The organism is Arthrobacter sp. SPT-J7 (assembly GCF_059089965.1).
Map to the genome: position 1 here is coordinate 1 of NZ_JBNHFF010000035.1, position 20,370 is coordinate 20,370.

The 20,370-nt window shown below is 65.5% G+C and carries 11 protein-coding genes, 2 tRNA genes and 1 pseudogene; 6 read left to right on the forward strand and 8 right to left on the reverse strand.

Annotated elements, in window-relative coordinates:
• Nucleotides 1–56: 56 nt before the first annotated feature.
• The 3 genes and pseudogenes from AC5RWX_RS20460 to AC5RWX_RS20470 all read right to left on the reverse strand — a co-directional run.
• Nucleotides 57–161, reverse strand: a pseudogene (locus AC5RWX_RS20460) (Rrf2 family transcriptional regulator); the annotation flags it as partial.
• Nucleotides 162–174: 13 nt separating this feature from the next.
• The gene (locus tag AC5RWX_RS20465; protein WP_494098149.1) at nt 175–675 is read right to left on the reverse strand and encodes a hypothetical protein; all 501 of its coding nucleotides are present in this window, start codon (nt 673–675) and stop codon (nt 175–177) included.
• A 6-nt stretch (nt 676–681) separates the two neighbouring features.
• On the reverse strand, nt 682–2,100 hold the full coding sequence (locus AC5RWX_RS20470; RefSeq protein ID WP_494098150.1) for a phosphomannomutase/phosphoglucomutase: 1,419 nt from the start codon (nt 2,098–2,100) through the stop codon (nt 682–684).
• Nucleotides 2,101–2,261: 161 nt separating this feature from the next.
• Here AC5RWX_RS20470 and AC5RWX_RS20475 point away from each other — a divergent pair, with 161 nt between their 5' ends.
• Nucleotides 2,262–4,451, forward strand: a complete 2,190-nt coding sequence (locus tag AC5RWX_RS20475; protein ID WP_494098151.1) for a RecQ family ATP-dependent DNA helicase — start codon at nt 2,262–2,264, stop codon at nt 4,449–4,451.
• Nucleotides 4,452–4,818: 367 nt separating this feature from the next.
• Here AC5RWX_RS20475 and AC5RWX_RS20480 read toward each other — a convergent pair.
• The 3 genes from AC5RWX_RS20480 to AC5RWX_RS20490 all read right to left on the reverse strand — a co-directional run bounded on the left by AC5RWX_RS20480 (nt 4,819) and on the right by AC5RWX_RS20490 (nt 7,771).
• Nucleotides 4,819–4,906 (reverse strand) — tRNA-Ser (locus AC5RWX_RS20480).
• A 97-nt stretch (nt 4,907–5,003) separates the two neighbouring features.
• Nucleotides 5,004–5,531, reverse strand: coding sequence for a GNAT family N-acetyltransferase (locus AC5RWX_RS20485; RefSeq protein WP_494098152.1), 528 nt, complete (start codon nt 5,529–5,531; stop codon nt 5,004–5,006).
• 2 nt (nt 5,532–5,533) lie between these two features.
• Nucleotides 5,534–7,771 (reverse strand): prolyl oligopeptidase family serine peptidase, encoded by a 2,238-nt coding sequence (locus tag AC5RWX_RS20490; protein ID WP_494098153.1) that lies wholly within the window; start codon nt 7,769–7,771, stop codon nt 5,534–5,536.
• 85 nt (nt 7,772–7,856) lie between these two features.
• Here AC5RWX_RS20490 and AC5RWX_RS20495 point away from each other — a divergent pair, with 85 nt between their 5' ends.
• A complete protein-coding gene (locus AC5RWX_RS20495; RefSeq protein ID WP_494098154.1) occupies nt 7,857–9,797 on the forward strand; it encodes an FAD/NAD(P)-binding protein in 1,941 nt (646 codons plus the stop codon).
• Between the two features lie 137 nt (nt 9,798–9,934).
• On the opposite strand, the gene AC5RWX_RS20500 is transcribed toward AC5RWX_RS20495, so the two are convergent.
• On the reverse strand, nt 9,935–14,491 hold the full coding sequence (locus AC5RWX_RS20500) for an ExeM/NucH family extracellular endonuclease (RefSeq protein ID WP_494098155.1): 4,557 nt from the start codon (nt 14,489–14,491) through the stop codon (nt 9,935–9,937).
• Nucleotides 14,492–14,933: 442 nt separating this feature from the next.
• A tRNA-Ser gene (locus tag AC5RWX_RS20505) sits at nt 14,934–15,021 on the reverse strand.
• A gap of 106 nt (nt 15,022–15,127) precedes the next feature.
• Between AC5RWX_RS20505 and AC5RWX_RS20510 the strand changes: the two genes are divergently transcribed.
• The 4 genes from AC5RWX_RS20510 to AC5RWX_RS20525 all read left to right on the forward strand — a co-directional run.
• Complete coding sequence (locus tag AC5RWX_RS20510) at nt 15,128–16,111, forward strand: NAD(P)H-quinone oxidoreductase (protein ID WP_494098156.1); 984 nt, start codon at nt 15,128–15,130, stop codon at nt 16,109–16,111.
• 126 nt (nt 16,112–16,237) lie between these two features.
• The gene (locus AC5RWX_RS20515; RefSeq protein ID WP_494098157.1) at nt 16,238–16,840 is read left to right on the forward strand and encodes a PadR family transcriptional regulator; all 603 of its coding nucleotides are present in this window, start codon (nt 16,238–16,240) and stop codon (nt 16,838–16,840) included.
• A complete protein-coding gene (locus AC5RWX_RS20520) occupies nt 16,837–17,574 on the forward strand; it encodes an ABC transporter ATP-binding protein (protein WP_494098158.1) in 738 nt (245 codons plus the stop codon). The genes AC5RWX_RS20515 and AC5RWX_RS20520 overlap by 4 nt, the downstream gene beginning before the upstream one ends.
• Nucleotides 17,574–20,370, forward strand: a 2,797-nt coding sequence (locus AC5RWX_RS20525) for an FtsX-like permease family protein (protein WP_494098159.1), incomplete at its 3' end; no start/stop codon positions are given. The genes AC5RWX_RS20520 and AC5RWX_RS20525, both read left to right, overlap by 1 nt.

Sequence of the window (20,370 nt, forward strand, 5' to 3'; positions counted from 1 at the left end):
AACCCCAGGCTGCGGAGTTTGGCCATAGCCATACTGACATGGTTGTAGGGCGTTCACACTGTATCCGCAATGATTAGCGTAGTCAGCAGCGTCCCGCCGGGGGCAGCTGCGAGCACCATGAGGGCCCGCAGGCTCACGTCGGCAAAAGCATTGATTTTCATGGGCGGGCCAGGGCTAGTCCACCCAGATAGCGGGCTCGCTGGCGTCTGCCGCAAGCTCGCCGAACTCCCACGTCCGGGTGGCGGGATCGGCGGAATAGGGCAAAACGGCGGCGAACACCGGGCCCTCGCGGTGCTCGGTGGCCACGTGGATCGCGTCCGAGTCCTCCTCCACCAGCAAAATGTCGCAAACCACCGCCGCGGCGCGGAAGTCCTCCCGGTTCTGGCGCAGCAGGGCCGTGAGATCGCTGATCATGGCATCGGCGTCAAAGTCGCCATCGGAGCCTTCTTGGGCATCCGCGGGGGAAACGGCAACCAGCCGGACCTCGCCGTCGTTCTGCACTGTCAGGGCGAAGGGCAGGAAGCCGCCGTTGCGCTGAAGCTGTTCCTGGGCGGCGCTGATACCTGTCCCCAAGAGGTTCTCGAGGTCCGTGGCCGTGCTCTCCGACACGGACTCCCGCCAGGACGCCTGGCCGCCGGTACCTGCTCCGGAGTCCATCTCGCTGTCCTCAGCCATGCGCTGCTATGCCCGCACGATCGACAGGACGCGGTCCCGGATCCGCTCCATGGTGGTGCGGTCGGTGGCCTCAGCGTTGAGCCGAAGGAAAGGCTCAGTGTTGGACGGGCGCAGGTTGAACCAATAGCTGCCGTCGTTGGCCGTGAACGTGCTGCCGTCCATCTGGTCGATGGTGAGGTCTTCGTCCGCGAAGGCGAGACGGACCCGCTCAACGGCTGCTGCCTTGTCGTCGACCTCTGAGTTGATTTCGCCGGAGGAAACGTAGGGCTCGTACTCGCGGCCCAGTTCCGACAGCGGCCCGTCCTGCTCGCCCAGGGCGGCCAGGACGTGCATTGCTGCCAGCATGCCAGTATCCGCGTTCCAGAAGTCACGGAAGTAGAAGTGGGCGGAGTGTTCTCCGCCGAACACCGCCCCTTCCTTCGCCATGACTGCCTTGATGAAGGAATGGCCAACACGCGTGCGGACAGCCCGGCCGCCGTCGTGCTCCACGAGTTCGGCCACGGCACGTGAGGTGAGGAGGTTGTGGATGATGGTGGGCGTGGTTTCGCCCTGCGCCTTGGCGCGGGCGATCTCGCGGCGGGCCACCATCCCGGTAATGGCCGACGGCGAGACGGGCTCGCCCTTCTCGTCGATGACGAAGCAGCGGTCAGCGTCGCCGTCGAATGCCAGGCCGATGTCCGCACCGTGCTGGAGCACTGCAGCCTGCAGGTCGCGGAGGTTCTCCGGCTCAAGGGGATTGGCCGGGTGGTTGGGGAAGGAGCCGTCCAGCTCGAAGTACAGGGGGACGATGTCCAGGGGCAGCTGGGGGAGCAGGGCGTCGCCCAGGACTGCCGGAGTGGTGAGGCCGGCCATGCCGTTGCCTGCGTCCACTACCACCTTCAGGGGACGTGCCCCGGAGAGGTCCACCAGCTTGCGGAGGTACTCGGAGTAGTCCTTGAGTACGTCGCGGACGCTGATCTGGCCGCGCTTTTCCGCCGCTGGTATGGAGCCGGTGTTCAGGTACTGCTCGGCCAGGGCCTGGATGTCCTTGAGCCCCGATTCGGATGAGATGGGCACGGCGCCGGCCTTGGACATTTTGATGCCGTTGTACCCGGCAGGGTTGTGGCTGGCTGTGAAGGTGGCGCCGGCGCGGTTCAGGTAGCCGCACGCAAAGTAGAGCTCGTCGGTGGAGATCAGGTCCAGGAGCTCGACGTCGGCTCCCCGGGCGGTTGCGCCGCTGGCGAAGGCCTTGCTGAACTCGGGGGAGGAGGGGCGCATGTCGCCGCCCACCAGGATGGTCTGGCCCTGGAGCTGCAGGATATCCACGAACGCGGCCCCCACGGCTTCGACGATTTCGGCCGTAATCGATTCGCCCACAATGCCGCGCACGTCGTAGGCCTTGAAGGATGCCGAAAGGTCAAAAGTCGTTGTCTGTTCGCTAGTCACGGGCTTTATCTTACGTGGACGGCGGCAGCCGCCGGTGGAGGACGCTTTGGCAGGCGCCCTATGTGACGGCGGTTCCGCGACTGGTGTTTTGTATCTCCGCCGTATCCACATGTGGGCTGCGTTCGGTGCCGGGTGTCAGGGGCGGCTGGGATACTGAATCAATGGTCGATAACCAGCACGCCACAGCAATCGCAGACCCAGCCGCCGGCCCTGCCGCCAATTCTGCAACCCACCACCAGGCCTTGGAGGTGCTGCGCGAGCTCGTGGGGAACCGCGGGGCGGCCTTCCATGAGGGGCAGTTTGAAGCCATCGAAGCGCTGGTGGACGGCGGCAGGCGGGCTTTGGTGGTCCAGCGAACCGGTTGGGGAAAGTCGGCCGTCTATTTTGTGGCCTCCTTGCTGTTGCGGCGCCGCGGCGCCGGGCCTACGCTCATCGTTTCGCCGCTGCTTGCCCTGATGCGGGACCAGGTGGCTGCCGCTGCCCGTGCTGGCGTCCGTGCCGTCGCCATCAACTCCGCAAACCAGCTGGAATGGGACGCCGTCCGTGAGCAGCTTGCCGCGGACCAGGTGGATGTTCTGCTGGTCTCCCCGGAGCGGCTCACCAACCCGTCCTTCCGGGAAACCCAGCTGCCGGAGCTGATCCGGCGGACCGGCCTGCTGGTCATTGACGAGGCCCACTGCATCTCCGACTGGGGCCACGACTTCCGCCCTGACTACCGGCGGATCGAGGACCTGATCACACAACTCCCGGATACGGTTCCGGTGCTGGCCACCACCGCAACGGCAAACTCCCGCGTGGTGCACGACATCGAGGAACAGCTGGGGGACGGAGTCCTCACCATCCGCGGTTCCCTGGGACGTGACTCCCTGCGAATGGGTGTCCTGTCCCTCCCGGATTCGAAGCAGCGCCTGGGCTGGCTCCTGACGCATTTGGCCGACCTGCCCGGAAGCGGCATCATCTACACCCTGACTGTCTCAGCCGCAGAAGATACCGCACGGCTCCTCACCGAAGCCGGGCATGACGTGCTCGCCTATACCGGTCGCACCGATCCAGCAGACAGGGAACGTGCCGAACAGCTGCTGAAGGATAACCAGGTCAAGGCACTGGTGGCCACTTCCGCACTGGGCATGGGCTTCGACAAACCCGACCTGGGCTTTGTGGTCCACCTTGGGGCGCCGTCTTCCCCGGTGGCCTACTACCAGCAGGTTGGCCGTGCCGGCCGCGGCGCCGCCAATGCCGACGTACTGTTGCTTCCCGGCTCGGAGGACCGGGACATCTGGCAGTATTTCGCGACCGCGTCCATGCCCTCCGAAGAGAAAGCAGCGGCCGTCCTCACTGCCTTGGCAGAAGCCGGCACTGCGCTTTCCACGGTGGCCCTGGAAGCACGGGTCGACCTCCGCCGCACCCCGCTCGAACTGCTGCTTAAAGTCCTGTCCGTTGACGGCGCAGTGGAGCGGGTGGGAGGCGGATGGCGGGCCACGGGCCAGCCGTGGATTTACGACGCCGAGCGGTACCAGCGGATCGCTGAGGCGCGCGTGGACGAGCAGGACTCGATGGTGGTCTACCAGGACACCGCCGGGTGCCGGATGGAATACATCACCTCCGTCCTCGACGATGAGACGGCCCGCCCGTGCGGCCGGTGCGACAACTGTGCAGGGCGTTGGTTCCCGGCCGACATAGCAGAGACCGCTACGGAAGCCGCCGGCCAGACCCTCAGCCGGGCAGGCGGGGTGCTGGAAGCCAGGCTGCAGTGGCCCAGCGGCATGGACCGCCTTGGCGTGCAGGTGAAGGGGAAGCTCAAGCCGGCAGAAGGTCTGGCCGAAGGGCGTGTCCTGGCCAGGCTGACGGACCTTGGCTGGGGTGGTGCCTTGCGCGGTCTGTTTGCCGCCGGCGCTGAAGACCGGCCCGTGGATCCGGCCATGCTGCAGGCCTGCGTGCAGGTCCTGCGGGAGTGGGGTTCCGGTGACGCCCGCAAACCTGGGTGGAGCGGAGTGGGGCGGCCGGCCGCGATCGTGAGTATTCCGTCCCGGAGCAAGCCCGAGCTGGTGGGCTCCCTGGCCAGGGGAATCGCAGAAATCGGACGCATTCCCTACCTTGGCGGGCTGCAGCTCGCGCACGGTGGTCCCACCGGAGGGCGCGGCGGCAACAGCGCCTACCGCCTGGCCGGCGTCTGGGACCGGTTGATCGTGGGTCCCGAGCTCGAGGCTGCGCTGGCCGCTGTGAAGGGGCAGCCGGTGATGCTTATTGATGACCTGGCGGACAGCCGCTGGACGTTGACTGTTGCCGGTCGGGCAGTGAGGCAGGCCGGGGCGGGAGCTGTCCTTCCGCTGGTCCTTGCTCAGGCGGGGTGAAACGAGGCGGGGTGAAACGAGGCGGGGTAAAACGGGGCGGGGTGAAACGAGGCCGGTAGAGCCACTTGGCACGCCCGAATTACGCAGGCCGACGTCAGCCCTGCTCCGGGACAGTCGGCTCCGGGACAGTCGGCTCCGGGCAGCGGGCCCCCAGGCTGTTAGGGCCGGTTGAGCCAGCTAGCTCCGCTGCAGACCAGCAGGGCGAAAGTCAGCGGCGCGGGTGTTCCTGGCGTGAGCAGGGGTGCAAAGCGCGAAAGTGGAGTGATTGCGGGCCCGACGCATCCGGAGTCCAGCGCAGGCGATAGCCGCCGCAGGCACCACCATCGGGGGCACGCAAAAGGCCCCGGTCCTGGACCGGGGCCAAACGCGGAGACGGGGGGATTTGAACCCCCGGTGGAGTTGTGCCCCACACTTCATTAGCAGTGAAGCCCATTCGGCCGCTCTGGCACGTCTCCAATTGCTATTCCTAGCCCACCAAGGATACGCAGAACGTGGCACGCAGTGCAAAACGGGCCGCCCGGCCCTTCAAAGTGCCCCGGGGATCCGCCTGCACTACAGACGCGGGGCCTGCCCGGGCCGCACCAACCTGATCTCGCGCAGGTTTTCCCAGTCAGGGATCACATCCGCCGCGCCGTCGGGCGTGAACCCGAAGTGCCGGTAGAAGCCAATCGCACGCTCGTTCTCAGCAGCCACCCACAGGCTTGCCGCAGTGTCGCCCAGCGCTGCCTCCAAGAGGCGGCGCCCCAACCCCAGTCCCTGGTGCGATGCCAACAGGTAGAGTCCCCACAATTCCAGGTCCCCCGAAGACGGCGGCCCTGATGTATGCCAGGAGTCTCCGGACGGCACCCTCCGGATACCCGCGAACCCCACGATCAGGCCGTCGTCGCAGGCCACCCAGGCCTCCGCTGGCTCTGCCCTCTCCAAGAGGTGTTGCCATAGCGCCAACCGGTTGGTGGGCACCTGTGATGCCAGGAAACCCTCAGAGAGCATGCCGCGGTAGGTCTCCTGCCAGCAGCGGACGTGGACCTCCGCCAGCCGCTCAACGTCAGCCGGTACCGCCCGCCGCACGGCCAGGGACACGGCTACACCATCCCGCCCGCCAGCGCCTTCCAAAGAAAGTGCTGGCTTCGGGCCTGCAGCGCAGCAGCCTGCCGGTTGTCAGAGGCTCCGGCGTGGCCTCCCTCCAGCGCCTCGTGGAACCAGACGTTCGGGATTCCCATGGCCAGCATCCGGGCAGCCATCTTGCGGGCCTGCACCGGACCTACGCGGTCATCTGAAGTGGCGGTCCAGATGAACGTCTCGGGGTATTCCACCCCGTCCTTGAGCAGGTGGTACGGAGAGAATGTTTTGATGTATTCCCACTGCTCGGGGACGTCAGGGTCACCGTACTCCGCGATCCACGAATGGCCGGCGGACAGTTTCGTGTAGCGGCGCATATCCAGCAGCGGCACGCCGCAGGAAACCGCTCCGAACAGTTCCGGGTATTGCGTCAGCATGTTGCCCACCAGGAGTCCCCCGTTGGAGCCGCCGACGCACCCCAGCCGCTCCGGTGAGGTGACGCCGCGGGAGATCAGGTGCCGTGCCACGGACGCGAAGTCCTGGTAGGCCTTGTGCCGGTTCTCCTGCAGGGCCGCCCGGTGCCAGCCCGGGCCGTATTCTCCGCCGCCGCGGATGTTGGCCACCACGTACACACCGCCCCTGGAGTGGGATAGTTCCACGTTGGTGCCGGTGGAAGTCGAAGTCCGGCGTTCCAGCCAGGCCCTGCCCACGGTGCCGCTGTAGGCAGGAGTGCGGGAAACTTCAAAGCCGCCATAACCGGAAAGCTGGGTGGGGTTCTGCCCGTCCAACGGGAGATCGCGGGAGGCGACCTGGAAGTAGGGAACCCGGGTTCCGTCGTCGGAAACGGCGAAGTGCTGCTGCACTTCATAGTCATCATCGGCAAAGAACGACGGCGATGTCTTGACCGTCATTTGCCGGCTCACCACCCCGGGGGTCCCCGCAGCGGCGGACTCCAGAGTGCCCCGCATCAGCGTACTGGGGGTGGTGAAGCCGGTGGCAACGAGCCAGAAATCGTCGCCGGCGCCGCCGTCGTCTTCATCGTCCACCGCGTAGGCGTTGACGTCGTGCAGCGGCGGGCAGGCATCCAGGGGAGTGGACTCCCAGGCTCCGTTGGCATCGTCCGTTGACTGCGACGGGTTGAGAACGCGAATCTCGGAGGACACGTCCTTCAGCAGGTTGAGCAGCAGGAAATTCCGGGTCCAGCTCCAGGACTGCAGCGAGGTGCTGGCATCCGGGGTGAAGAGCACCGCAATGTTGCGCGCACCGGCCAGGTATTCCTCAAACCGGGCGGCAAGGAGCGATCCTGCAGGAAACGTTGTCCCGTTCACAACCCAGTCCTGCTGGGGACGGAACAGCAGCCATTCGCGGTGGGCGCTGACGTTGACGTCGGTTGGGACGTCGATGACCAGCCACGAGCCGTCGCGCAGAACGGAATTCCTCCTGTTGTAGAAGTCGATGTAGTCAACCGCGAAGGTCCGTTCGAACCCGGGCGTGGAGTCGTGGGCCACCACTGCCATCATGTGGTTCTCCGGCACCTCGAACAGGCGGTGCGCTTCGCCGAGGGAGGCGCCGCGCTTGAGGGTGACGGCTGTCCGGGCGTAGGAGGAGGCCGTCCGAGGAAGCCCCTCAGCCGTGGAGGCGACCAGCAGCGTGTCTGCATCCAGCCACGACACGTTCCCCTTCGCCGTCGGCAAATCGAAGCCGCCCGTCGCCGGGTCCACGAACCTGCGTAACTCCACGTCGAATTCCCGGTAGCGGTTGGCGTCGCCGCCATCTGGGGAAAGCGCCAGCAGCGCCAGGCGGTAAGGCTCATCTGCGGCCGGGCGGAGGAAGGTTGCCCCGTGGAAGACCCATTCTTCGCCTTCGGCAGCGGACAGTGCATCGACGTCCAGGAGGACATCCCAGTCTGGGGTATCTGTGCAGTAGCTGTCCCAGGTGGTGCGGCGCCAGAGGCCCCTGGGGTTCTGCTGGTCCTTCCAGAAGTTGTAGTACCAGTCGCCGCGCTTGCCCACCATGGCGATCCTGTCCGTGGAGTCCAGCACTTCAAGGATCCTGCCCTCGAGTTCCACGTAGCCGGCGTCCTCCAGCAGGTCCTCCGTGCGCGAATTTTGTTCCTTCACCCAGGCCAGCTGCTGCTCCCCGTAGATCTCCTCGAGCCAGACATTCTCGTCAGTGGGCTCGGGCGCGATGCCCGAGGGGGCGGTGCCGGTGGTATCGCCGGAACCGGACGCGGGCGCTGGATCAGCTGCAGTGGTGGTCATGAGCCCCATCCAAACAACATCCGCGGATGGCTGGCAAGTCAAGCGGCCGGCGCAGACTTTGTTTTCAGCCCGTACTCTGGATGCCGTGGAAAAAACGCAGAGCATCCGGACCGCCATTGTCGGCGCCGGTCCCCGGGGCGCCAGTGTCCTGGAACGCCTGCTTGCCCGCAGTGCCGCATTGGCCGCGGCCGCAGCCGGCCCGGTGCGGCTCCATATCGACGTCGTCGACCCTTACCCGGCAGGTCCCGGCCACGTGTGGCAGCCGGGACAGTCCCGGCTGTTCCTGATGAACACGCAGTCCTTCTATCCCACCCTGATTCCGCAGGACCCTGCCCTGGCGCCCCCCGTCGCCGGCACCACTTTCGACCAGTGGCGGGCCCGGCAGCAGAAGGACCCTTTGCCGTCCCTGAACGAAGAAGAACTCGCTGAACTGTCAGTCCTCACCTCCAGTGATTTCCCCAGCCGCGCACTGTACGGCCGGTACCTTCGCAGCACGGTGGAGGAGCTGACGCGGAAAGCGCCCGACGGCGTGACCATCGACTTCCACGAAACGTCCGCAGTGTCGGTGCGGCCCTCCGCTGACGGAACGTTCGACGTCGGCCTGGCCACCGGAGCCACGATTCGCACCGGGTCAGTGGTGCTGGCGCTGGGTCACATCCCGTCCCGGCTGAATGCTGAACAACGGGAGTTGCAAGCCTCGGCTGAACAGTTGGGCTTGTGGTATTTCCCTCCTGCGGTGCCGGCGGACGTGGATTGGTCCCTGGTTCCGTCCGGGGAACCTGTCCTGGTCCGGGGCATGGGCTTGAACTTCTTCGACACCATGGGCCAGCTGACCGAGGGCCGCGGCGGCAAATTCATCGCCAACGGGTCCGTGCTCCGTTATGAGCCGTCGGGTCAGGAACCGCACATCATTGCTGCGTCCCGCAGGGGAACCCCCTACCGCGCCAAGGCTGCGCTGAGCGGGTACTACCCGGCATCCGTCACCCTTCGCTACTTCACCGAGGCTGCGCTGGAACGCTTCACGAAGGCCGGCATCCGCCCTGCCTTCGACCATGACTTCTGGCCCCTCCTGCACCGTGATGCGCTCTGGGCCTACTACTCCACCCTGGTGCGCTCGCAGCCGAATGCCGTGCCTGATTCGCCTGCCTTCCTTGAGGCCCTTGACGAGGCACTCCACCCGCACGCGCACAGTGCCGCGAACTGGGAGGACAGCGTGGAAAGCGTCCTCGCTGTCCACGTGGGGCCCCGGCACCGGCTGGACCTTCCGGGGCTCGCTGCGCCGCTGGCCGGACGGTCCTTTGCGTCCCGCGCTGAACTCGACGCCGCCGTTGTAGAGTACCTGCTGGACGATGCGCGCCGCTCCGCGCTTGGTGAAGATGATCCGGTGAAGATGGCCATCGGTGCCCTGCACCACGGCCGGGCGGTGCTGAAGTCGGCGGTAGCCGACGGCGGCATCACCGATGAATCCTGGGTCGCGGGGCTGCGTGGCTGGTTCGAGTCGTTTGTGGAAGGACTGGCCAGCGGGCCTCCTGCCCTGCGCTCCGAACAGCTCGCAGCGCTGGCGAGGGCAGGAGTGGTGAGTTTTGTGGGGCCCGACCCCAAGTTCGGGGTGGACCGCAGGAATGGCGTCTTCACCGCCTTCTCGCCGTGGGTGGACGATGCACCGGTGGCTGCACGGACCATGGTGGAGGCACTGGCGCCCGGAAACAGGGTCTCCGCAAGCGATTCGCCGGTTTTGGAGCAGCTGCTGGCTGATGGCCTGGTGCGGCCGCGCCTCATGATGTCGGTGGAAGGCGCGCCAGTGCAGTCCACCGGGCTGGATGTTGAGCCACACCCTTACCGGCCGCTGGCAGCGAACGGTTCCGTGACGGAAGGCCTCTATGTGTTGGGACTGCAGCTCTCCTCCACACAGTGGGGCACAGCCATCGCGGCCGAAGCCGTCCAGTCCGGCGGGCCGAACTACCGCAGCGGCCAGCGCACCCTGCGCGACGCCGATGAGATCGCCGGCGCCATCCTGGGGCTGTAGCAAACCCCAACGCTCTCTCACTTGATGTGCCTCAAAACCCAATGCTCTCTCACCCAGTCCACTTGGGTGAGAGAGCCTTGGAGGAATACGCACATTATGTGAGAGAGCGTTGACGGCGGGCCGCCGAAACCAGCTCCTTAGCCCCGCAGGCACACCTGGTACTGGAGCCAGGCTGCAGCGTAGCGGATCCAGCCCAGGACGTCGTACCACTTGGTCGGCTTGGCCGGCACGGTACACACCGGCTCAACCGGAACGCTTGCCACCGTCACGTCAACAGTGACTACCGTGCCGGATTCGGCTGCGGTGAGGACCAGGGTTCCTGTACCGGCAGCGGCGCCCGAGGGAACGGGCAGGCTGACGTTTGCTGCGCCGGCTTCCACGGGCACGGATCCGAGCTGGGTCGCCGTGCCCGCAGAATCGGTGAACACGGCTGACAGCGTCTTGTTGACCGGGCTGCCGAGCGACGTCAGGTCCAGCTTGGACACTGCCAGCGTGAGGGCCTCACCCGGCCGGACTTGGCCCGGGATGGTGTTGGTAACGGCCACGGAGCGGCGGGCAAAGTCAGGCGAGACGGGGCTGCTCTTCTGCAGGTATCCGATCCACGCGTCCCGGTCCACCAGCCCTGAGTCCTTGGTGCTGGACCCTTCAGTGAAAATACGGAAGTTATCGCCGCCGGTGGCCAGAAAGCTGAACGTACCCACCCGGTAGGACTTGGCCGGATCGAGCGCGGCCCCGTTCACCCGGACGGACGTGATGCGGTCTCCGGCGGGCCGGGCTGCATCGAAGGTGTAGTTCACGTTCTTGGACAGGCCGAGCTGGATGTAGGCCCGGCTGGGTACCGTGCCGTCCGGGTTGGTCTGCCACTGCTGCTCCAGCATTGTCTTGAACTGGGCACCCGTCAGGGATGTCGTCCAGAGGTTGTTCACGAACGGCAGCACCGCGTTCGCCTCGGCGTACGTGATGGTACCGTCCGGGGCGTAGTAGAGCTCGTTCCGGAGTCCGCCGGCATTGACCACACCGATTTCGGCGGCGCCCAGTTCCGCCGGCTGCAGCGAATCCAGCAGGGAATCGGCCACCAGGTTGCCCAGGGTTGACTCGCTGCCGCGGTCATCACGTTTGGCGACACCGGCGGCGTCAGTGGTGAAGGCCGTAGTGATGTCCGCCGTGACAGCGCCAACGGGCTGGTTGCCCACGACTGCGGCATCCGCGAGTGCCTTCTTGACAATGGCGTCGACGGCGGCAACCCGCGGGAAGGCGGCGATCAGGTCAGCGGCGGGATCAGTGGTCCGCTTGACGTTGCCGGCCTTGTACGCCGTCACCTCCTTGGTGGCGGTGTCAACGGTGAGCTGGATCTGCCCCACGTTCTCGCCGTAGTTGCCCGTCTGGACGATCGGGCGGGTCTTGCCCTCGACGCCCGGGACCGGGGCGTCCCAGGAGTACTCCTTGTGGGTGTGCCCGGTGAAGATCGCGTCGACATCTGAAGAAGTCTGGGTGACCAACTTCGCGAAGGGGCCGCCCGCTGCCACTTCCTCCTCCAGCGTGGCGCCTTCCACGGCTCCCGAGCCGGCGCCGTCGTGGTTCTCCACAATAATGACGTCGGCAAGGTTCTCCGCGGTGATCCTGGCAGCTGCACGGTTGATCGCGTCCACCGGGTCGCCGAACTCAAGTTCGGCGATGCCGGCGGGGGTCACCAGGGAGGGAACTTCCTGCGTGACGGTGCCGATGACGGCCACCTTGATCCCGTTCCTGTCCAGGACGGTGAACTCGGGCAGGACCGGCTCGGTGGTGCCCTTCCTGTAGACGTTGGCTCCCAGGTAGGGGAACTTCGCGTTGGCACCGCCGGCGACGACGCGGTCCCGCAGGTCCGCCCAGCCGCCGTCGAACTCATGATTGCCCACTGCGGATGCCTGAAGCTCCAGGGCGTTCAGCACATCGATAGTGGGCTGGTCCTTGGCGACGGCGGACGCAAACAGCGACGCCCCGATGTTGTCGCCGGCCGAGAGGAAAGCGGTGGCGCCGGGGGCGGCTGCGGCCCGGAGCTTCTCAATGGTGCCGGCCAACTGGACCGTGTTTGCGTCGATCCTGCCGTGGAAGTCGTTGATGCCCAGGAAATTCAGGTCAACGGTGGCGGGTGCGGATTCCAGGTTCAAGCCCACAATCACAGGGTCATGGTCGCTGGCGCGGTACTGGTCCGGTACGTAGTAGTCAGTGACGTTGTTGTTGTAACGGCTGTACTCCAGGGCCACGGATTCCACCGAGTTGATGTTCCAGATGTCGGCTCCGGTGACCGCGGCGTCTGCTGCCGGGGAAGCCAGGATGTGGTCCAGGGAACCCACCATTCCGCCGAACACGTAGGAGTGCTCGGCGGCGCCGTCGGTGTTGCGTGCCTTGTCGTCCTGGTTGACGAAGCCCTCGGCCGTGAAGACGTTGATGGGGTCTTCCTTGGCGTACGCGTTGAAGTCGCCGATGAGGAAGACCTTGTCCTCGCCCTTGGACTGCTGCAGGGACTTGGTGAACTCCAGAAGGGACTTCGCCTGGGCTGTACGCGCCAGGTTGGATGCACCTTGTCCCTTGTCCGTGTCCTCCGGAGTGGCAGCGGAGCCCTTGGACTTGAAATGGTTGGCGATGGCGATGAACTCTGTCCCGGCGCCGCCGCCCACTGGCTTGAAGACCTGGGCCAGCGGTTTGCGTGCGCTGGCGAATGCCGCGGTGTCGTTGTGGATGATGGACTCACCCACAGGTTCTGCAACTGCCTTCTTGTAGATGAAGGCGGTGCGGATCATGTCCTCGTCGCTGAGCGGCGGCGCGTTGGCAGGCGAACGGACGTAGTCCCAGATGCCCGGAGTCTGGACGTTCAGCGCATCCACCAGCTTAGCCAGGGCGTCATCCCGGTTCTTGCCGAACTGTGCGGAATTTTCGATCTCCATCAGCGTGACAACATCCGCGCCGGCCTTGGTGATGGCCGCGACAATCTTGTCCTGCTGCCGTTCGAAGTTCTCAGCGCTGGCGGCGCCGCGGGCGTCACAGCCACCGCGGACAGTGATGGGGTTGCCTGCCCGGTCCTCGTAGAAGGTGCAACCCCCCAAGGTGTCGCCTGTGGTGGGGAAGTAGTTGAGGACGTTGAAGGAGGCGAGTTTGAGGTTGCCTCCTACCGCGGCGGGGCCTTCGGTGCGGGTGGCACCGAAGGTGGCCGGCTGTACCGTGGCCTTGTTGCCCTCCGTCAGGTGGGTCAGTGGCTGGAGCTTCCAGGCATTGTTGGCATAGCCGAGGACCACGTTGGTAGTGAACGTGACGGGGGAGCCCACCCGTACCGGGTCAGCGGTGGTCAGGTAGGGCAGGACCTGCGCCTTCGTGGCGGCATCCCTGAGGAAGTTGGTGCTGGAGCCGTCATCGAGCTTGATGCCTCGGGCGGCATTCTCCGCCACCATTGCCGTGTACTCGGCCGAGCCGTAGGCAGCGACGGCGGTGGGCTGTACCAGTGGAGTTGTTCCGCCTGCGAGGCCGATCTCGCCGTACTGGTTCAGCGTGTAGTTGTCTGTCACCGTCAGCGGGCCCTGGGGTGCCAGGAGCATGCCTTCCAGGGACTCACGGAAGATCTCGTTGGCGGGCAGAGTGAAGGTAGTGGCCTTCACTTCGGGGGCAGGCTCTGTCAGCCTGGTGAGCCCTGCCGCTGCGGTGACGTTGAGCTGGGTCATGCCAAAGTACTCGGCCACCGCCCCCGTCACCTGAACATGGTCTCCGGCCTGGACCGAAGCCGCGGTGGCGGGGGAGTAAACGAAAATTCCGTCCGACGCCGCATGGTTGGCTGCCGTCAGATCCCCGCCGGTTCCCGAGGTCTGCAGGTAGTAGCCATTGAGCCCTCCGATGGGAAAGACTGCCGTGACCTTGCCCGTGGTGGTAACCGTTGACCCGGTCAGCGGGCTTTCGGTGCCCGTGCCCTGGATTTCCGCGATAGTCCGGGTTGAAGGGGTGGCCGTGGGGTCAGGGGTTGGATCTGGTGTGGGCTCTGGATCCGGCGTCGTGGTGCCACCCGCCGCCGTCGGGGTAATGCTGGCACTGAGCGAGAAGTCCGCGGAGTTGCTGTTGCTGTCCGCGCCGGCCGCGCGGTTCAGGCTTCTGACGTCGGTGTTGCTGGCTGGCGCCTCGGCTGCCTGCGCTTCGAAAGTGTTCGAGCTGCCGTACCCAAGGAGATCGGCCACGCCGGCAGCCTCCACCTGGGATCCGGTGCCCAGGGAGACGGCGGTGCGCTGTTTTGCAAGGATGAGTGTTCCGGCGCTGCCGGAGGGGTTGATGCCGGTGGCCACCAGGTCCGCTGCCGGCAGGTCTGCACCGGCAGCGCCACCGTTATTGCTTCCTCCCTGGATGAGGTAATGCCCCTTGGCTGGGATGGAACCGGTCAGCGCAGCCACGCCGGTGGGGGCTGCGATGCCTGGGGCGGCGCGGTACTGAACCGACCAGCCGTCCAGGGGAACCGGAGCGTCCGAGGAGTTGTACAGTTCAACGAATTTGTTTTTGTAGGCAGCACCGGCGCTGCCACCGCTGAGATACGCCTCATTGATCACAACGGGCGAGGTTCCCGCCGCCATTGAGGCCTCAGCGACAGAGTCGGCAGCAGCAGGAAGCGCTGCGAAGGGAGCTATTAGCCCCGCCGACAGCGCTGTCCCCAGCGCCAGTTTCCAAGTTGTCTGATGCATCCGCTCTTACTTTCAGAAGGGCCTCCCCGGTGGGGGAGCCGATGGAAGGTGTCCAGGTTTTTACCGACGGACAAGGGCCCGGATCCTGCTCCTGGTCAAGTGGTATCCGGCACATCACAACAGCGCTGAATGAACGCAAGGTTGATAGCGCGTGCATTCGGCAGGACGTTCCCCAGCGGAACGTCGCGCCTCACCGGCCGGCGCCCCATGTGTGCCGGCCATCACAAAAGGATATCGGCCGGTAGCTTCAGGGGAAGCTCCGGCCGGCACTTCTTTTGACATTTTTGCGACGCGTGGAACCAGCCTGGAGGGGCTCGAAATACTATGCCGGGGCTCTGACACCCTCAATAGTTCGGGCCCGTTCCGGCGGATCGCCCGCAGTTGCCGGGATAAACGAAGAACCCCTGCCGGCCAGCATGCTGGCGGACAGGGGTTCCAATCGCGGAAGGTAAGAGATTCGAACTCTTGGTACGGGGTTACCGCACACTAGTTTTCAAGACTAGCTCCTTCGGCCGCTCGGACAACCTTCCTCGACTAGTAGTGTTTCATAGGCACTTGCCTGCAACAAAACAGAGTCCGGAAGCTGTCCGGTGCACACTGGTTGCAGCCAGTATTCAGTCAGAAACGGGAGTGTTCATGAAAGCCGTCTATATATCCGAACCGGGCGGCCCGGAAGTCCTGGAGGTCCGCGATGCCGACGCTCCGGTACCCGGACCCGGGGAGGTGCTGATCGACGTTGTCGCCGCCGGCCTGAACCGCGCGGACGTGCAGCAGCGCAGGGGTTTTTACCCCCCGCCGCCCGGTGCATCGGAGATTCCGGGGCTGGAGGTTTCCGGCCGGATCGCAGGCTTTGGCCCTGGCGTCAGCAAGCCCTTTTCCCTGGGCGACAAGGTGGTGGCACTGCTGGCCGGCGGCGGATATGCCCAGCAGGTAGCGGTGCCGGCTGAGCAGGTCCTGCGGGTTCCCGACGGCGTGGACCTGGTGACGGCGGCGTCCCTGCCGGAGGTGGCCGCTACGGTTTATTCCAACCTGGTCATGACAGCCCAGCTCCAGGCCGGAGAGACGGTCCTGATCCATGGAGCCACCGGCGGTATCGGTACCATGGCCATCCAGCTGGCCAAGGCCTTGGGCGCCAAAGTGGCAACGACGGCCGGCACGGACGAAAAGGTGGGGACAGCGAAAGCCTTCCTCGGTGCCGATATTGGGATCAATTACGCCGAAGAGGATTTTCCTGCGAGCCTGCGCGAGCAGAATGGCGGGCGTGGCGCTGACGTGATCCTCGACGTCGTTGGTGCGAAGTACCTGCCGCAGAATGTGGACGCGCTTGCCGACTACGGACGGCTGGTGGTGATTGGCCTGCAGGGCGGCACCAAAGGGGAGCTGGACCTGGGACAGCTGCTGAAGAAGCGGGCCGCGGTGGTGGCAACGGCGCTGAGGCCCCGACCGGTCGAAGAAAAAGGTGCCATCATGAACGCGGTCCGCGATGCCGTCTGGCCATTGGTCAGCGATGGCAGGATCCGTCCGCTGGTGGCCAAGACCTTTCCCCTGGACCAGGTCCAGGCCGCACATGAATACTTCGATAGCGGCGACCACGTGGGGAAGATTCTCCTGCTGATGTAGGCCCACCACGTCCTATAGATACTGAGTATTGCCTCCGAGGCCCTCCTGCGTTACGCTCAAACATACGCGGTATGCACGCGCCTTGGGGGAGCGTGCATACCAACGCTTTCAAGCGCAAGGAGCGCCATGTCCATCCGCCACAGCCTCCTCGCCCTGCTGCAGGACCAGCCGCGCTACGGCTACCAGCTGCGGGTCGAGTTTGAAAACCGCACAGGAGCCACGTGGCCGCTGAACATCGGGCAGGTGTACACCACGCTGGACCGGTTGGAACGCGACGGCCTCGTCTCCAAGGATGGTGACGACGGCGAGGGCCATGTCATCTACAGCATCACCGGCGCCGGCACAGCGGAAGTGCGGAGCTGGTTCGCGGCTCCGGTGGAGCGAAACAACCCGCCTCGCAACGAACTTGCCATCAAGCTGGCGCTCGCCGTCACCATCCCGGGGGTGGACGTGCAAAGCATCATCCAGGCGCAGCGGGTAGCTTCCATCAGGGCTTTGCAGGACTACACCAAGGCCCGCAGGGACAGCGCCACGAGCCAGCGCTCGGGGGACACTGCCTGGCTGCTGGTCCTTGATTCCCTGATCTTCCAAACGGAAGCCGAGGTCCGCTGGCTGGATCTTTGTGAAGCCAGGATGGTCCAGCAGGCCCAGTCCGCCGGGCAGGCACGCAAGACCTCCAACGGGGTTACGGAAGACACCGCCCCGCTCAACGCGGACAGCCGCCGGTGAGCGTCCAGGGTCCGCAGCAGGTCCTGGAACTTGCCGGGGTCAGCAAGACCTTCGGGGAGGGCGCGACGGCGGTTGCCGCACTTCGCGACGTTGACCTCACCATCGATGCGGGAGAGTTCGTTGCGGTCATGGGACCGTCCGGGTCCGGCAAGTCCTCTCTGCTGGCGCTCGCCGGGGGACTGGACCGTCCGACGTCGGGCGCTGTCTTTGTTGAGTCAACGCCGCTGGCGCGGTTGGGGCTGAATGACCTGGCGCGCCTCAGGCGCCGCGCCGTCGGCTACGTCTTCCAGGACTTCAACCTGGTCCCCACCCTGACTGCGGCCGAGAACGTGGCGCTGCCGCTGGAACTGGACGGCACTTCATCCCGGAAAGCCCACCGGCAGGCGCTGGACGCGCTGCGGCAGGTGGGAATTTCCGAGTTGGCGGACCGGTTCATGGACCAGATGTCCGGAGGCCAGCAGCAGCGCGTGGCCATAGCCCGTGCCGTCGTGGGACAACGGCGCCTGATCCTTGCGGACGAGCCGACGGGAGCACTCGATTCCACTACCGGCCAAGGGGTCATGGAAGTACTGCGCTCCCGTGCGGAGGCAGGTGCCGCCGTTATGCTCGTCACCCATGAGGCCCGGCATGCGGCCTGGGCGGACCGCGTGGTGTTCCTTCGCGACGGCCGCATTGTGGACCAGGCGGCTGCACTCCAGGATCCCGCCGTTCTGCTGGCGCAGGCAGGCCTCTGATGCCGTTGGACCTCGCTCCGGCCCCGGGCGGGCGCGGGGGCAGTTTCCGCGTTGCCCTGCGCATGGCCCGGCGGGACATCAACCGGCATAGAGGGCGCTCGCTGCTCATTATCCTGCTGATTATGCTTCCGGTAGCCGGCATGACCGGGGCTGTTTCCTTGTTCCAGAGCACGCAGAAAACTCCGGAAGAGATTGTCCGGTACGAACTCGGGGGAACGCAGGCCCGGTTCAGTGCCCTGCCTGTGCCCAACGCGGATTCTGTCCAGGATCCGCTGAACGACACAATGGTTGCGCACAGCACCGGAGTCCATGATGCGGACTTCAAGGGCGCGGACCCCGCGGACCTGATTCCGCCGGGTTATGAAGTTCTGGCACAACGCCGGTTGGACCTGACCACGGGTGTGGGGGCCGCTATGGTGTCCCTGCAGGGCCAGCTGGTTGACGCACTGCATCCCGCCTTTGCGGGAAAGTACGCACTGCTTGAGGGAAGGGCTCCCAGGTCCACGGAGGAGGTCCTGGTATCTCCGGGCTTGCTGGAGCGGTTCAGCCTTGGGCTGGGTGAACAAATCACGACGTCGGCGGGTTCTTTTGTACCGGTCGGAACCCTCCGCGATGCCGATGCTTCGGACCGGAGCTCCTTTATTTTCCTGCGTGACGGGCAGGTGCCGGATTCTGTTCTGGACCAGCAACCAGGATCTTGGCAGTCAATGTCCTACTACCTTGTTGGCCCGGAACCGGTGGCTTGGTCCGTTGTTCGCGAGGCCAACAGCCAAGGTGTGGGTGTGCTGTCGCGCGGCGTGGTACTCAATCCGCCGTCCGCGGATGAGCGGGCTATCCAGGGCGTCGCACTTCCCCAGCAGCATTCGAACTCCGTGGCGCTTTTTGCCACGTTCGGCCTGATCGCCGCACTGGCGCTCCTGGAGGTTGGCCTCCTGGCAGGAGCTGCTTTCGCCGTAGGTGCCAAAAGGCAGGTTCGGGAGCTTGCGCTCCTGGCGGCGTCAGGAGCCGATTCACCGACAGTCCGCTCAGTGGTGACGGCAGGGGGACTGTGGCTGGGCGGGATTGCCGTCCTGTCTGGCGCGGTATTGGGCCTCTGCTCGGCGGCAGCCGTGGTCCACTGGGTTCGCTCAATGGGTTCCCCGCGCTTTTCCGGCTTCCATCCCGACGTGCCGCTGACGCTGGTCTCCATGGTTATGGGGCTGGTGTGCTGCATCCTTGCGGCGATGGCTCCTGCGAATCACGTGGCCCGGCAGGCGGCGCTTGGCGCCCTCAGATCCGGCAGGGCCCCCGCCGGCAATGCAAAACGGACAAGCCTGGCCGGGGCCGCGTTGCTGCTCGTGGCCGGAGGGTTGCTGGCCACGGGATGGCTGCTGCGGCACTCAGCCACCGATCCTGACAGGAAAGCCGAGCAGCTGCCTCTGGTTGCAGGGTTGTTGATTGCGGGAGCCGTCCTTGCCGTGGTGGGCCTTGTTCTCATCGTCGGCTGGGCCATTGTGGTCCTGACTGCCAGAACGGGCTGGTTGCCGCTGTCTATGCGGCTGGCTGCCCGTGACTCCACCAGGAACCGTGGCCGCACGATACCGGCAGTGGCCGCTGTTCTCGCCGCCGCCACCCTGGCGAGCGCAGCACTGGTCCTCTTGGCCAGTCAGCAGGCCGGGATGCGGGAAAACCATCACTGGAGCGCCTTGGAGAACCAGGCCTTTCTGCCGCTGTCCATCGAGCATCCTATGCCGGCTGACGGCAGCAGTCGGCCGCCCGTCAACATCGACGCAGCGGATCTTTCTTCCGCCGTAACGGGTGCCCTTGACAGTGTTGCCTGGACACAGGCGATCAGTGCACCGGCCTATGTTCGAAACTGCGCTTTCGGACCGGGGACGGATTTATCGGTTCCGGCCAGGACTGCGACCTCCAACTGCCTGCAATATTCGCTTGCAAGACCTTCGGGCAATGCATGCCCCCTCACCCCGCAGGGAAGGGTTCTGGACCGTGACGACTGGCGGTGCCGGGGATCCCTCGCCCAGTCGCCGGGCTCCCAGAGTTCAATATTGGTCGGTGATGCTGAGGTCATCCGCGCCGTGCTTGGGCGTGGAGCAAATCAAGAGGCAATGGCTGTCCTTGAGGCCGGAGGCATGGTGGTGACCAACCCAGTCTTCGTCCGCGATGGAGAAACCGTGCTGCTGGCGCAGGACGTCCGCACTCAGGCCGAACATCCGGACCCCTATTTGCTGCATGAAACTGTCAGCAGTACTGCCCTTGCCGCCGCCGTTGTTGAGCCTGCTGAAGCCGTTCCCTACTACGGCTTCATTTCCGAACAGACAGCCCAACGGCTCGGTATGCAGCCTGGGCCCGCTGAGCTTCTGGTTCAGCTGAACCGGTACCCGTCCGCGGCTGAGGTGGATGCGGCATCTGCCGCCATTGCCGCCGTCTACCAGCAACCCAGAGCAGGGTTTTGGGTGGAGCCGGGCACCACGCAGGAGAATCCATGGATGACCTGGTCGATTGTTGCCATCAGCGCACTGATCACGTTCAGTGCTGCCGGTATTACCGCCGGCTTGTCCCTTGCGGATGCGCGCCCGGATCACGCGACGCTTGCTGCAGTGGGCGCCTCACCCCGACTGCGGAAAGGATTGGCCGGTGCACAAGCGCTGCTCACGTCCGGTTTGGGAGCGTTGCTCGGTTGTTCGGCGGGGGCCTTGCCCGCAGTGCTGATTGCCAGTGCTACGGAAATGAGCGCTTCGGTGGAAGTTCCCTGGCTGCAGCTGCTGGCACTTCTGGTTGCAGTTCCGCTGACCGGCG

Coding starts and splice junctions, on each gene's coding strand:
- AC5RWX_RS20465 (WP_494098149.1), bottom strand. CDS start 675: ATGGCTGAGGACAGCGAGATGGACTCCGGAGCAGGTACCGGCGGCCAG.
- AC5RWX_RS20475 (WP_494098151.1), top strand. CDS start 2,262: ATGGTCGATAACCAGCACGCCACAGCAATCGCAGACCCAGCCGCCGGC.
- AC5RWX_RS20490 (WP_494098153.1), bottom strand. CDS start 7,771: ATGACCACCACTGCAGCTGATCCAGCGCCCGCGTCCGGTTCCGGCGAT.
- AC5RWX_RS20500 (WP_494098155.1), bottom strand. CDS start 14,491: ATGCATCAGACAACTTGGAAACTGGCGCTGGGGACAGCGCTGTCGGCG.
- AC5RWX_RS20510 (WP_494098156.1), top strand. CDS start 15,128: ATGAAAGCCGTCTATATATCCGAACCGGGCGGCCCGGAAGTCCTGGAG.
- AC5RWX_RS20515 (WP_494098157.1), top strand. CDS start 16,238: ATGTCCATCCGCCACAGCCTCCTCGCCCTGCTGCAGGACCAGCCGCGC.